The organism is Paenibacillus sp. FSL W8-0194, assembly GCF_037969745.1.
Taxonomy (GTDB): domain Bacteria; phylum Bacillota; class Bacilli; order Paenibacillales; family Paenibacillaceae; genus Paenibacillus_AQ; species Paenibacillus_AQ cookii.
The window spans coordinates 2840291-2854821 of sequence record NZ_CP150205.1; the positions used below are offsets into that span (position 1 = coordinate 2840291).

The following is a 14531-nucleotide window of genomic DNA, read 5'->3' on the forward strand; positions in this document are numbered from 1 at the left end:
GCTTTTTGAATCGTTCGGCCCGTGGAGATGAGCGTCTCTTTACTTTATCTTTTATTAAACTTCACTGTTACAAAAACGGCACCCGCGACCGAAACCGCCGCGATGACAGCCGCAAAGAGCGAGGCGCCCAGGGAGATGCTGGTCATATCGATCAAAAAACCTGTTCCGATCGGCAGCAGCGCCGCAGGTACGTATCCTCCGATATTCAGTACCGCATTGGCTTCGGCGCGGCGATGTTCCGGGACATGCAAGCTGATCAGCGTCAGGCCTCCAAGCTGCCCCAATCCCTGTCCTGCACCCGCGAGCACCGCGGCTATAACAAGGAATGCGGGTGACGAGTACATGACGGCGGTAACCAGACAGATCATGGACAATAGGATAACCGCAACTCCCAAAAGAAACAGACTGCGAACCGAGAGCCTTTTGACAACGAATTGTATGCCCGTCGCCGCCAAGAACATGACACAGGCTGTTCCTCCAGCCACCAAGGGGCTGGTCACATGCAGCAGTTTGGACAGCAGCGGAGGACCCAGCGACAGTACAAAGGAAGTCGAAGTAATGCCCGGGGCAAACACGGATATTCCCAGAGCTAAGTGCAGACGGTTATGCTTAGGAACCGACGGGAAGCGCAGCTTCCACTCTTCGTGCGCAGGATTCCGCCGGGAGGGAAGACGGGCTGCCACCATAAAGGCCGTTGCCAAAATGATAAATTGAGCGGAATATACCGGCACGACGGGGTGCGCAAGAAATTGGGCCATCATTCCGGCCAGCAGCGGCCCAAGTCCGGCTCCGAGGACCATGGCCACGGAAGCGGCAAGGGATGCCAGCTGTTTCTTGCCGTGTCCACCGGAATCCACGACCGCCGCCATGCCGGCGGAGACGATGACGCCGACGGCTATGCCTGTAAGCAACCGCGCCGCGAGCAGCATGCCGACTGAATCGGCCAATGCAAACAGCGCACAGGCCGCCACCGCAGCCAGAAGACCCGGATAAAGAACCGCCTTCCGTCCCAAGCGGTCGGACAATTGTCCGGCTGCGAGCAGGCTGCCAAGCAAACCCGCGATATAAGCGGCAAAAATAAGCGTGAGTGTTCCGTTCGTGAATCCCAGCGCCGTCTGCCATTGTACATACAGCGGTGTCGCTGAATTGGACAGCATGAATACGGATGTTACGATCCAAGCCGTAGTCCAGATGCGGCGCGTTGATACGCGGGAGTCATCCGATATTTGAGGAATTTCCGCTTTTTTTGCATGATCGATCAAGGTAATCTCCTCCTTACAACCTTCAAATGCGTGCCATGCCTTCGTGTTGCCGTGTAATTAGAATACGTTATAATAGTTCATAACTGAAATACATATTTGTTATGAAGGAAATAACTATATGGTTATGAGGGTGTGTACGATGAAAATGAACTTGAACCACCTGAATGTTTTTATGACAGCCGCCGAAAAATTGAACCTTACCGAAACAGCGAAAGCATTGTTTATTTCCCAACCGGCTGTGAGCAAGACGATTAAACAGCTTGAAGAGGCGCTGCAAGTGAGGCTGTTTGTCAGGGATAAGCAGAAGGGGATCATTTTAACCGATGTCGGCAAAGAGGTGCTGGTATTAGCCAGGCAGATGCAATCCATTGAAAACCGCATTTTTCAGGTAGCAAGCCGGGAGAGCCAGCTCTTATCCGGAAAAATCACAATCGGCTCGTTTCCCGCCGCGTCGACTCTATTACTCCCGGAGGCTATCGCCAGGTTCCGGGCCAAGTATCCTCATGTTCAAATTGAACTGAATGAGGGGGTATCCGACCAGATCAAGGAATGGGTCACCGACCGTACCGTGGAGATTGGGCTCGTCGCTTCCCCTTTTACGGGATTTGAGTATCATAGCCTTGTTCAGGATCACATGGTGGCTGTCATTCCGGACGATCACGAGCTGCAGGATACAGCGGTTGTCGACCTCGGAAGATACCGGCATGAGATGATCTATTGTAAAGGCGGGCATGAGGCGGCGATGAACAGCATACTTCAACAGCACCAATTGAATCTCGAAAGCAGCTTGACCGTCCAAACGGCCGAAACCCTGATCCAGATGGTCCGCAGACGGCTCGGAATCGGTCTTGTGTTCGACTTTACGCTATCTTCCGTGTCCCACGAACTCATCGTTAAACCAATTACGCCTGCCATTACCAGGGAGATTGGGGTCATCGCGCTTTCTTTCGAGGAGATATCCCCCGCGTCCGTGGCATTTGTCCGTATGTTGAGAGAACCATGAAACAAGCTGCTTTCGGCAACTATGAGACTTATTATGCTAACGGTCAGTTTACTTAAACAGAAAAAGCACTCTGAGGAGTGCTTTTTGAGCGTTTTTCCAATCGAAAGAAGCGAAACTTGTGTCCCCGTCTAGCCCAGGACCGGCGAGCCGGATGGGGTCGCCTGCTTTCAAACAGGATTGGATGACGACTCCGATAAAAGCGAGGATTTTTCGGGGATGAACAGCACGTCCCACACCACATTCGCGATGGCTCCAATGTAGAAGGTATAATCCAACTGCACGTCGAATCCTCTTTAGAACCAGCATACTTACGTTGTATATAGGTAACTTACCACCTTACGTTCCTGGACTTCTTGTACAAACGCGTCAATCTGGTTAAAGCACAACGGGTTCGTCGAATGGAGATTGGAAGAGCATCCGCCTTATACGCAAGACAGAAGGGAGGGTTTCCTTTTTTATTGAAGGACTGCTGTCCAGTGAAATCCCGGAGCCGGATGCAGCCCCAAATGGGTCATACAGAGATATCGTATGGATGAAGCCAGCGAGGCAAAGCCTGATAAACGTAAAGGAGATATAACCATGGAAAATAACAAATTAATAAGAATGGACAATATGGGCATCGTCGTAGAATCCCTGGATGACGCAATCTCTTTCTTCGAGGAGATTGGCTTGAAGCTCGAAGGGCGAACCACTGTCGAAGGCGAATGGGCGGGTCGAGTAACCGGGCTGGGTTCACAACGTGTAGAGATTGCTATGATGGTTACCCCGGATGGCCACAGCCGGCTTGAACTTTCGCGATTTATCACCCCGCCTACGATATCAGACCACCGGAATGCACCTGTAAATGCCCTCGGTTATCTACGCGTCATGTTCACCGTTGAAGACATTGACGAAATGGTATCCAGACTCAAGAAGCATGGTGCTCAGCTCGTTGGCGAAGTGGTCCAGTACGAGGACTCGTATCGGCTCTGCTACATTCGTGGAAAAGAAGGACTTCTAATCGGTTTGGCGGAACAACTCGTTAATAAATAAGAGAGACGTTCAGAAGATGACTTAACTGAAATATCCGTTTCTAGAGTAAATATCCTGGAGCCGACCGCCCATTGCATCAATGTCATACGGGAGTGCATCGACCAAGGGGACGACAAGTTCCGTGAAGAGATCGAGCGAGGACTGGCACAACACACGCTTCATAGCCGCGTAGATGCGGCTTTTTTTGTTTTTACGAAATTACACTCGACATGTTTATCGAGCGGAGCGTCGATCTGTTTGCTAGGGCGCTGGCTCCCTAGTTTTTCTTACACCCGGTGCAAGCAATCACTTACATTCGTAAACAATATCATCTTCTTCTCGTTAGGAGGACCTTCAGGCCCGTGCGCCGTCTTGCAGAGCAACAGTATGATATCGTACACTGGACGGAGTTTGAACATGGAGGACACTTCGCTGCAATGGAGGTTCCTGATTTGTTAACTAAGGACATCCGAAATTTCTTACGTCGTTTTCGTTGATAAAGCATGGAAAAGTTCGTACAACTGATCTCGCTAGGGAATTTTTCCCTAGCTTTTTTTCTGTAGAATATTCATTTTAGTTCAATAGAAGAGCATGACCTGCTTTCCCTGCGAAAAATCCCCTCCGGCCTCCAACGCTTAAGCTACATCTGTTAACCCCTTATTTTCATGATTGATTAGTACAACGTAAGAGGTTTTTCTTACGATATTTCGTGCTTTGTTCGGAATTTTTACAACATTGCTTTGAAAGCGTAATCATTCGTATATAAAATAGCATTACGCAAGTGATACTTTTGAAAAAAGAGGGTGATTCGCAACAATGAGATCCTGGTTCCACACTCGTTTTCCCCCATTGCACTCGATTGTCGTGCAGCTATTCCTCTTTTTTTTCTTCGGGATGACTCTTCCCGTCCTGATTGGAGGATTCATATCCTACCACAAATCGTCCATGATCGTTGAAGAGCAGGTCAGCAAAGTGGCCGCGCTAACGATTGTGCAGGTGAGCGATAAGCTCAACATGTTTTTCAAGAAACTGGACGACTCCTCGATGATGGTGCTCAACAGCAAAATCGTCCACAACATTTTGGAGCAGAGACAGGGTGATAACGCCTACGAAACGACGCTTAAGGTGAAGGACGGCAAGGACATGCTGACTTCGATTATGATCAATTCGCCGGAAATTCTCGATATTTACATTTTTGATACAAAAGGAAAAAATTCGGTGCTTAGCGCAGACTCCCTCATGTCGATTCCGAATCAATGGGATTCCGACTGGTATAAGGCCATTTTGAAAGCGAACGGCAATACCGTATGGTTTGGGCTCTCCGAAACTTCATACCTGAAAAGGACCGGGATGGGATTCCCGGTTTTTGGTCTCGGCAGGGCCATCCGGAGCTGGGAGACGGGCGAAGTCATCGGCGTCATGTTTGTCGAGGTCATGGGAAATGTGCTGATCGATGAGCTGAACCGCGTTCAATTCGGCGACACGGGTTACGTCTACATCGTCAATGAGCAAAATCAATATTTCTACCATCCCAACCCGGACGAATACGGGAAGACGTCCAAGCTGCCGCTGCCGGCCCGGAAAATGCAGCTGCGCGAGGGCAAGCGCAACACGCTCATGATTCCAGAGCGACTGAACAACGACTGGCTCGTGGTAGGCGTCGTACCGCTCGAGGAGTTGACTGCAGACTCGTCCAGCATTCGGAATCTGACGGTGCTCATTGCCCTGTGCTCCATCGTGCTGGCGATTGGCATGGGCTACTACGTTACACGCCGAATCGGGAATCCGCTCGTCTATTTGAGCCGCTTGATGCGCAAAGGAGAAGCCGGCGACTTGACCATCCGCAGCCGCAGCGTCGGACGCAATGAAATCGGGCAGCTTGGCCGCAGCTTCAACAAGATGATTGAACAGATCGAGCTGCTCGTCGAGCGGATCGCCAAGGAGGAATCCGAGAAGAAGAAGGCGGAAATCCGGGCCCTTCGGTACCAGATTAATCCGCATTTTCTGTACAACACGCTCAATTCGATCCGCTGGCTTGCCAAGCTGAACCGCACGAACGACGTAGACAAAGCCGTGACTTCGCTCGTACAGTTGCTCGAGGTCAGCATGGGGCGAAACGGCGTTTTCATCCAATTAGGAGAAGAACTGGACCTGCTGCAGAAATATATGGTCATCCAAGGGTACCGATATGACAACGCCATCACGCTGCTAATGGATTGTCCGGATGAGCTGAAGCAAATTCCGATTCCGCGCATGCTTCTCCAGCCGATTGTTGAAAATGCGGTCTTCCACGGCATCGCGCCGAAGGATGAACCGGGTACGATTCAGATTCGTGCGCGGCAAGAGGGGGAGGAGATCATCATCAGCATCGCCGACGACGGTGTAGGCATGAGCGAGGAGCGGCTTGCCCAAATTTTCGCCGAGGAGGGGCCGCATCATAACCGGGGGATGACCAACATCGGGCTGCGCCATGTGCACCAAACGATTCGGCTGTATTATGGCAACGAATACGGGGTCAGCGTGACCAGTGAACTCATGCAGGGGACGGAGGTCACGATTACTTTTACGACATTGAGGGGGGATCATGATGTACAAAGTGCTGTTGGTTGATGATGAAGCCATCGCAAGAATGGGAATTCGGTCTACTTTTGATTGGGAAGTCAACGGATTCGAGCTGGTGGGAGAGGCTTCCAACGGCCAGCGGGCGATGAAATGGGTCGAAAGCAAGGAAATCGACATTCTGATTACCGATATTGCCATGCCGGTGATGGATGGACTTGAGCTTGCGCGCAGGACGAGGGAGCTCTGCCCTTGGGTCAAGGTGCTTCTGCTCAGCTGCCATAGCGATTTCGAGTATGTGCGAGAAGGGATCCGGCTGGGTGCCTTTGACTATATTTTAAAGCCGATGCTGAGTGCGGAATCGCTGAAAACGGTGCTGTATGAAATGCGCCACAGCCTGCAGAAGGAGAAGGAAGATCTCCGTATTTTGGAGCAGTATAAGGAAAAAAACAGCGCCGACCCGGCAGTCGCCGTGATGCCGCTGCCCCTCCCGGCGGATTGTCCGCCTCCGGATAAATCGCTGCACCAGCGCATCGTCCAGCAGGCGGTCGAGTATATCTCGGAGCATTTTACGGAGTCGATCTCACTGCAGCAGGTTGCCGACAAGGTGTGCGTCAGCCGCAATTATTTCAGTGAAATGTTCAAGCGGGTCACCGGGCATAATTTCATCGATTATTTGATTACGCTGCGGGTGAACCGGGCAAAGGAACTTCTGCAGAATCCAACGCTGAAAGTATATGAGGTCGCAGAGATGTCCGGCTTTAATGACACCAAGCATTTCAGCAAACAGTTCAAAAAAGTCGTCGGACTGACGCCGGCGGAATTCCAGGGAATGCCGCGCAAATCGGCGCCCTTTAGCTGAATACTTCACAAAATAGAAAACATAGGAAAACATGACACGATTTCGGAAATTAGTGCCGTTCAAATGGCGAAGGGAGCCGTTTTATAATATTCACGTAAACGTTTTCAAGATAAGGTACGAAGCAGACGACTACTCTTTTGAATGGGGGAGTAAAAAAATGAAGAAGCTCAGAAAGTCCTTGCTCGCGGTGGTATTGTTGGCGTCGGTTGTGCTGCAGGCATGCGGATCGGGCGGCGGCAGCGACAACCAGGGAGCGGTGTCGGAAGACGGCAAAGGCGGCGGGGAAAAGGTCAAGATTAAATGGGCGACCTGGGGGAATCCCGGAGAGCTGACCCGCTTCCAAGAGTTTACGAAGGACTTCAACTCGAAGCATCCGGACATTGAGGCGGAGCTGATTCCGATTCCGGGGGAATACGACCAGAAAATTCTGACGCAACTGACGGGAGGAACCGCTCCTGACGTGTTTTATGCCGGCGATGGCTTCGTCGTGAAACTGATCGAGAATAAAAGCATCGAGGAAGTAACGCCGCGAATGACGGCAGCAGACAGCAAAATCAAACCGGAGGACTATTTCGAGGGGCTGTGGGGCGCGGCGAAGCGTGACGGAAAAATCTACGGCGTGCCGGTCGACTGCAACCCGATGGTGCTGTGGTACAACAAGAAAGTGCTGAAGGACGCGGGAATTACGGAGATGCCGGCCGACCTTCAGGCGAAGGGCGAGTGGACCTGGGACGCGTTCAAAGGCATGGTGGAGAAAATCCGCGACTCGAAAAAGTACGGGTACGTACTGGACAACTCCTGGAACAGCTATTACAGCTGGGTAACGTCCAACGGCGGCAAAGTTTACGACGATAACGGCAAGTTTATCGGTTATGACGACCCGAAGGCGAAGGAAGCATTCCAGTTCCTGTACGATAACGTGAAGGAGAAAAATATTACATTTGCAGGTACGCTGCCGAAGGGGCAGGGCGGCGACGCCATGTTCATGTCCAACCAAGTCGGGTTTGTCGGGGCCGGACGGTGGTATCTGCCGCTGTTCAAGAAAAATTCCAGCCTGGAGTACGATGTCGTGACCTGGCCGACGAACACGGGGAAAAAGATTGAACCGGCCGGAATTCCGACGGCATTCCTGGTCATGAACAGCGCATCGAAGCATAAAGACGCCGCCTATACCTTCTATTCCGAGTTCCTGAGCTCGGAAGGACAGAAGTTCCGTCTGCAAGGCGGGGGCAATGCGGTACCGTCCGTTCAAGGCGTGGATGACGTCGTTCTGGAAGGCAACCTGCCGGAGCATGCGCAGCTGTTCCTCGATGCCCGTGAGGTAGGTTATTCGCTGACGCCGTTCGAGGCCGGCATTCCGGGGTTAAGCACGGACATTACTTCCAAGTTCGAGGCACTGTGGCTCAAGAACGGCGAATTGGACGCGTCGCTCAAAGACATTCAGGACATGGCCAACAAAAAAATCGACGATTATAAAAACGGCAAATAACGAAAGTCCGGAGGGAAGGAGCGCAGGGCACCGCGCAGCGTTCCTTCCCTCTTTCCATACGGCCGGCGGCTGACGGCCAGCGCTTTGTAAGGCGTAATCCGCAAGAGGGAAGGTGGTTGTTTATGCAGAATCAGACGGCCAACAAAGCGGCTTCTGCACCGGCCTTGCAGCCGGACAACAAACGGAAGACCGCTATGACGAGCAAGACATCGGATGGGATTTGGGGGTATGTCTTTATATTTCCCCAATTGGTCGGACTGCTGTTGTTCTCCTTAATTCCCCTGATTTCGGCTTTCGTGCTCAGCATGATGAAATGGGACGGGATGGGAGAGAAGCAGTTTGTCGGACTGGACAACTTCATCAACACGTTCAAGGATGAGGATTTCCGGATCGCCTTGATTAATACGCTGTACTATACGGTGCTAACCGTGCCTACGGGCATTATTCTGGCGATGCTGATCGCGGTCGGCCTGAACCGGGTAAAAGGCAAGCTGATCTACAGACTCATTTATTTTATGCCGAACATTACGATGTCCGTGGCGGTCGCCGTCGTCTTTATGTGGCTGTTTAACGCCGATTTCGGGTTGATCAACCTTTATTTGAAGGAGTGGTTCGGGATCGATGGCCCCCGCTGGCTGACCGACACGCGGTTTGTCATGCCGTCGATCGCCATGCTCAGCGTCTGGATGGGTCTTGGCGGGAATATGGTCTTGTTCCTGGCCGGGCTGCAGGGCATATCCGCCAGCTATTACGAAGCGGCACAGATTGACGGCGCCAGCAAATGGCAGCAGTTTATCAACATAACCGTTCCGCTGCTATCTCCGACGACCTTTTTCGTGACGATTATGACGATCATCGGTTCGTTTCAGGTGTTTGACCAGTCATTCGTCATGACCTCCGGCGGGCCCGCGAAAGCGAGCTATACGATCGTGTTTCACATTTACGATTCGGCGTTCGTGGACTTTACGTTCGGGAAAAGCACGGCGACCGCAGTCATTTTGTTCATCATGATCTTGGCGCTGACGCTGTTCCAAATGAAAATGTCCAAACGCTGGGTCCATTACGAGGACTAGAATCGACCGGATAAGGAGGAGAACGCATGCAGACCAGAGGACTACGTTTGTCCACCGTCCTGCTTCATATTATACTGCTGATCGGCGCATGCATTATGGCACTGCCGTTTGTATGGATGCTGCTCAGCTCGCTCAAGGATCTGTCCCAAGTTTTTATCGTGCCGCCGAAATGGATCCCCGATCCGTTCGTGTGGTCCAATTTCAAAACCTCGTTAACCGCGCTGCCTTTCGGAAAAGCGTATTTCAACAGCTTCTACATCAACGTGATCGTCGTTGCTTCCCAGCTGTTCACCTGCTCGATGGCGGCTTACGCATTTGCCAAGATCCGCTTCCCCTTCCGGGAGCCCCTCTTCGTTCTGTTTCTGGCGACGATGATGGTGCCGGGGCAAGTTACGATCATTCCCCTGTATTTGATGATGAAAAGCATCGGCTGGCTCGACTCGCACTTGTCGATCATTGTGCCCGCCGCCTTGTTTAACGCCTTCGGCGTGTTTCTGCTGCGTCAGTTTTTCAGAGGCATTCCGAAGGAGATGGAGGAGGCCGCCATCGTGGACGGTGCCAACCGCTGGACGATTTATGCGCGGATCATGTTGCCCTTGGTTAAACCGGCCTTGTCGGCGCTCGGCATTTTCACGTTCCTCGGCATGTGGAACAGCTTCTTCTATCCGCTCATATTCCTGAATACTCCCGAAAAATTCACCGTCCCGATGATGCTGAACCTGTACCGCGGCATGTATTCCACGGACTGGACGCTCATGATGGCCGGCGCCTCGATTGCGCTGATTCCGGTGCTGATCGTGTATATCATCGGTCAACGTTATATCATAGAGGGCGTAACGCTTTCCGGGATCAAGGGATAGCGATCGCGCTCCTTAGTCTTTGATCCAAGCAAAGTTGCAGCAGCATGGTCAGGTTCCTTGACCATGCTGCTTTTTGCGTTACTGTTTGATCAGCGCTTTATATCCCGGAACCCAAATTATGATAATATATGAAAAAGTATGAAGAGAAAAATTCTGCTTTTATTCATGCGATATAGAGAGAGGGATGTTGCTTGAAAACAAACGTATTATATATTGAAGATCATGAGAAAATAGGCAGCCTGCTAAAAGAAGAATTGGAACAGCGAGGATTTACGGTTCAGTGGCTGTTATCTGGTGAAGGAGCCGAAACAGAAGTACATCAGCATGAAGTCGTCGTTTTGGATATCATGTTACCCGGTTTAGACGGTTTTACGGTGGGGAAACGATTAAAAAAGGCAGCTCCTGATGTTCCTATTTTGCTATTATCTGCTCGAACATCGGTAACTGATAAGGTAGATGGTTTGCAATTTGCCGATGACTATCTAACGAAACCATTCCATACGGATGAGTTGGTTGCAAGATTAGAAGTATTAATCCGTCGAAGGGGTGGAACCCATTCCGCACGCATTTCATTAGGAAATCAGATTGAAGTAGATCCCGAGAGCCAAATGATTTTTGACAAACGCACAGGAGAAGAAATTATATTGACAGGGAAACAACATCAGATCTTAATGTATTTCTTGCGTCACCCTAATCAAGTTTTGCCAAAAGAACAAATTTATGAAGCTATTTGGGAAGAACCTTATATCACGGGCGATAAAACATTAATGGTGCATATCCATCGTTTGCGTCAAAAGCTGGAACGCCATCCGGATTCCCCGGAGATTATTGAAACGTTGAAGGGAATAGGCTACCGGGTGAAACGATGAAGCAGACTAGATCATTATTTCGTCGTTTTCTAAAAGTACATTTTCTGTTTATCTTTCTTCCTCCGATTTTGCTTATTTTCTCCAGTGCGTTTTTTGGGGTTTCAGGTATCCCTGAAAACAATGTAACAACGTTAAAACTGTTTTACGTGTCCTTACTATTGTTTGTTTTTATTATGGTCGCATTTGTTATATTATCTTGGCTGTTCTTCTTTAAACTTCAAAAACGTCTCGCCGGCTTACAGCAAGCCATGTCATTTTCCGCTAAACATAACTCATTCCCTAAACCTATATCTGTTCAATTGGATCGTATGGATGAGATCGACCAGCTAGGAAGTTCATTTAATTGGATGATTCAGCAGCTGGAAGACAGCCGTAAACGAGCATATGAAGAGGAATTGTTGCGACATCGGCTCATTGCGAATTTATCCCACGACTTGCGAACGCCGCTTACCATTTTGAGAGGACATGTCTCCAGATTAAATAAAGAATCCTTGAGTTTAGAAGGACGACACTCATTAACGGAGATGAACCACACGATCACCAGAGTCGGGGATCTCATGGATGATTTGCTTTCCTATACATTGCTTATATCAGGGAAACATCCTTTTGAACCCGTTTCAACAGATATTGTGCGTTTAGTAAGAGCATCTGTTGCTGCGTGGTATCCTGCATTTGAAGAAAAACAAATTCAGCTTGATGTAAATTTACCGGCAGAGAAGACTTTTTATTGGAAAGCAGATCCTGCATGGTTGTCACGGGTGCTGGATAATTTATTTCAGAACATTCTTCGGCATGCAGCAGAAGGAAAATATGCCAACATCGTGGTTGATGTAGAACGGGAACGGATCATCGTTGCAGACAGGGGGCCCGGTTTGGATAGCGCTTCCTATGAGCGAGGAGCGGGGATTGGTTTATCTGCTTGCGATTATATGTTGAAAAAAATGAAGCTGAAAGCTGACTTTGCATCAAATGAAAACGGCACAAGAGTAGCCATTGGTAGAGCTTAACCTAAAGTTAACCCAGAAGTAAACAGCCTGATAACCGGGATGTAACTTTGCTTATTTATAATTGGAGCCATAACAGAAAAGGAGTGTTATGGTTGATTACAATTCATAACTTGGAGAAACGTCGCGGAACTCAAGAGATCTTATCAGGTATCAGTTTTAAGGCTAGGCCAGGTAGAGTGACTGGTTTTTTAGGCCCAAACGGGGCAGGTAAAAGTTCTACACTTCGTATCCTCCTTGGATTGGATCGTGCCAGCTCAGGGAGTGCATTAATGAATGGCAAGCCATACGCAGAATTGCAACATCCTCTGGCAACAGTAGGTGCCGCACTGGATGGATCTGGAGCTCATCGTATGCGAACCGGGCGGGCACACTTGCGTTGGATTGCCCGTGCCGCAGGATTGCCCCGCTCACGTGTAGAGGAAGTTTTGGAAATCGTAGGTCTTACGAATGCGGCTGGAAAAAGGGTTGGAAGTTATTCCCTTGGGATGGGAAGAAGACTTGGACTGGCAGCTGCGCTTCTTGGGGATCCGGAAATATTGGTTTTAGATGAACCTGTAAACGGGCTCGATCCGGAAGGAATCCGCTTTATTCGGACATTTTTACGTGAACGCGCAGCGTCTGGAAACACGGTGTTACTATCGAGTCATCTGATGGGAGAGCTTGCAGAGACGGTTGATGATGTGGTGATTATTAAGCAGGGAAAAATCGTTGCAGACGGAACATTGGAAGAAGTGATAGGTAACCATTCCTCTCTGGAGGAAGCCTATTTTGCCCTGACATCAGACAAAGCAGGTGACGTTGTATGAGAGCATTCAACGCGGAACTATCTAAATTGTTCTCCCTGCCGGGCATTTGGCTTGCCTTTCTGATTGGAGCATTCAGCCCAGCGGTCATCGCTGCCTTGGACAGCATAGCACAAAAAGAGGTGATTATAGCTGGAGTCAGCACGCGGCTATCGGAAGTTGGCTATATTGGCTTGGCCCTTGGTGTACAAGGTGTCATTATTCTCGGTGTGCTTGCCGTCAGCAGTGAGTATTTGTCAGAGAGCAGTGAATCGGGCGGGGGACAACAGATTGCGACAAGCTTAACGGTTGTTTCATCAAGGCTTCATTTTTTGCTGTCCAAAGCAGGCGCTGTATCCGTGATCAGCATCATGCTTAGTGTTGTTGCCATGATAACAACGGTGTCAGCCACGTATCTAGTCCTTGGTGAATATACTCCCGTATTTGAATGGTCTAAACTGCTCGGTGCAGTTTGTTACTGGACATTCACTGCCCTTTTAGCATTCGGGTTGACTGTCCTAACCAAAAATGGCATGATCCCGCTTGCTGTGCTCATCATAAATACTTCCTTTATATCATTTAGTTACTTGCTTTCCAAGGTTACGAAGTTGGCGTTATACTTACCGGACCGGGCTGGCATTGACATGTTTATGACGATGAGCGACAGTTTTCATACCCCGTTCATAGGCGGATTCGTCATGTTCGCATGGGTAGTCGTTCTTTTCATTGTTGCAGCTATTGTATTTCATAGAAGGGATGTTGCATCATGAGTATCCCTTCGAGTAAAAAGATAACACGAATCCTTCGTGCTGAACTGGACAAATTAGCAACATTATCATGGATATGGCTCACTCTTATGGGCACATTCATTCTTAATGTGGTTTTAACGGCAGCTTTTACTTCGGTTGGCCTGCAAGGGGAAGCGGGGAAGCAAAATATACTGAGTATAGGACTTGCTTCAATAGGTTATCTTCAAGCAGGGTTCATTATTCTTGGTATCTTGGCTGCTTGTTCGGAGTATACGGGTGGACAGATTCGAACTACTTTAGCTACGATACCTTGGCGCGGGGTTCAATTATCCATGAAGCATTTGGCATTGGCCATGATAACCGTTCCTGTGGCGTTTTTTATTGCTGCATCCGGTGTACTGTATACTTTTATGATGATGAGAGACACAGCAGTAGGGATGAAAACCGATTCAATGATAAAAGCATTAGCAGGTGCGGCAGGCTATCTAACATTAACCACACTTCTCAGTGCAGCTATAGGAACTTTACTGAAACGAACCACTCCTGCTATAGTGCTGCTGCTTGGTTATTATTTCATTATCAGTCCATTGTTGAGAAATTTTCTGCCTAGCATTAAAAATTATTTACCGGATATGGCCGGATCCTATATGTATATGCCGCCTGCCCCTGATGAAATAAAGGTCCTAACGCCAATGCAAGGGACGGGAATTTCAATGGTATGGACACTGATCCTTATTATTGCAGCTATTGTTTTTTACCGTAAACGTGATGCCTAAGTGCAGCTAACGGCCAAGAGCGGGAACCTATTGAGACAGAAACAGATCTATTCAGCTAACATTGGTGAAATTGGGAAGACGACTATGACGCCGGAAACAACGTGGGTTCGGCTGGTCAATTTGTGGTGGTGCAGCTTATGATGGCGTGACTGATCATCGTGACTGATCATAAAGAAGACATCTGTCTGAGGATAGATGTCTTCTTTGTGGTTATTCAAGATACGGAGTC

13 protein-coding genes are annotated in these 14531 nt (G+C 49.4%); 12 read left to right on the forward strand and 1 reads right to left on the reverse strand.

Annotated elements, in window-relative coordinates; genetic code table 11:
• Window positions 1-44: 44 nt before the first annotated feature.
• Window positions 45-1262: an MFS transporter gene (locus tag MKY58_RS12765; protein ID WP_339324852.1), complete on the reverse strand. Its 1218-nt coding sequence runs from the start codon at window positions 1260-1262 to the stop codon at window positions 45-47.
• A gap of 139 nt (window positions 1263-1401) precedes the next feature.
• Between MKY58_RS12765 and MKY58_RS12770 the strand changes: the two genes are divergently transcribed.
• The 12 genes from MKY58_RS12770 (at window position 1402) to MKY58_RS12825 (ending at window position 14302) form a co-directional block, all read left to right on the forward strand.
• On the forward strand, window positions 1402-2265 hold the full coding sequence (locus tag MKY58_RS12770; RefSeq protein WP_339324853.1) for a LysR family transcriptional regulator: 864 nt from the start codon (window positions 1402-1404) through the stop codon (window positions 2263-2265).
• Window positions 2266-2844: 579 nt separating this feature from the next.
• Window positions 2845-3297: a VOC family protein gene (locus tag MKY58_RS12775; RefSeq protein ID WP_339324854.1), complete on the forward strand. Its 453-nt coding sequence runs from the start codon at window positions 2845-2847 to the stop codon at window positions 3295-3297.
• Between the two features lie 795 nt (window positions 3298-4092).
• Window positions 4093-5886 (forward strand): sensor histidine kinase, encoded by a 1794-nt coding sequence (locus MKY58_RS12780; protein WP_339324855.1) that lies wholly within the window; start codon window positions 4093-4095, stop codon window positions 5884-5886.
• Window positions 5861-6697 carry a response regulator gene (locus MKY58_RS12785; protein WP_339324856.1) on the forward strand — a complete coding sequence of 279 codons (837 nt, stop codon included), beginning with the start codon at window positions 5861-5863 and terminating at the stop codon, window positions 6695-6697. Before MKY58_RS12780 ends, MKY58_RS12785 begins: the two co-directional genes overlap by 26 nt.
• 157 nt (window positions 6698-6854) lie before the next feature.
• Window positions 6855-8186: a sugar ABC transporter substrate-binding protein gene (locus MKY58_RS12790; RefSeq protein WP_339324857.1), complete on the forward strand. Its 1332-nt coding sequence runs from the start codon at window positions 6855-6857 to the stop codon at window positions 8184-8186.
• A gap of 194 nt (window positions 8187-8380) precedes the next feature.
• Window positions 8381-9259, forward strand: coding sequence for a sugar ABC transporter permease (locus MKY58_RS12795; protein ID WP_339325140.1), 879 nt, complete (start codon window positions 8381-8383; stop codon window positions 9257-9259).
• Window positions 9260-9285: 26 nt separating this feature from the next.
• On the forward strand, window positions 9286-10119 hold the full coding sequence (locus tag MKY58_RS12800; protein ID WP_339324858.1) for a carbohydrate ABC transporter permease: 834 nt from the start codon (window positions 9286-9288) through the stop codon (window positions 10117-10119).
• A gap of 191 nt (window positions 10120-10310) precedes the next feature.
• The gene (locus MKY58_RS12805; RefSeq protein ID WP_339324859.1) at window positions 10311-10988 is read left to right on the forward strand and encodes a response regulator transcription factor; all 678 of its coding nucleotides are present in this window, start codon (window positions 10311-10313) and stop codon (window positions 10986-10988) included.
• A complete protein-coding gene (locus tag MKY58_RS12810; RefSeq protein ID WP_339324860.1) occupies window positions 10985-11995 on the forward strand; it encodes a HAMP domain-containing sensor histidine kinase in 1011 nt (336 codons plus the stop codon). Before MKY58_RS12805 ends, MKY58_RS12810 begins: the two co-directional genes overlap by 4 nt.
• Window positions 11996-12087: 92 nt before the next feature.
• Window positions 12088-12801, forward strand: coding sequence for an ATP-binding cassette domain-containing protein (locus tag MKY58_RS12815; protein ID WP_339324861.1), 714 nt, complete (start codon window positions 12088-12090; stop codon window positions 12799-12801).
• Window positions 12798-13547, forward strand: coding sequence for an ABC transporter permease (locus MKY58_RS12820; protein ID WP_339324862.1), 750 nt, complete (start codon window positions 12798-12800; stop codon window positions 13545-13547). The genes MKY58_RS12815 and MKY58_RS12820 overlap by 4 nt, the downstream gene beginning before the upstream one ends.
• On the forward strand, window positions 13544-14302 hold the full coding sequence (locus MKY58_RS12825; protein WP_339324863.1) for an ABC transporter permease: 759 nt from the start codon (window positions 13544-13546) through the stop codon (window positions 14300-14302). Before MKY58_RS12820 ends, MKY58_RS12825 begins: the two co-directional genes overlap by 4 nt.
• Window positions 14303-14531: the final 229 nt, after the last annotated feature.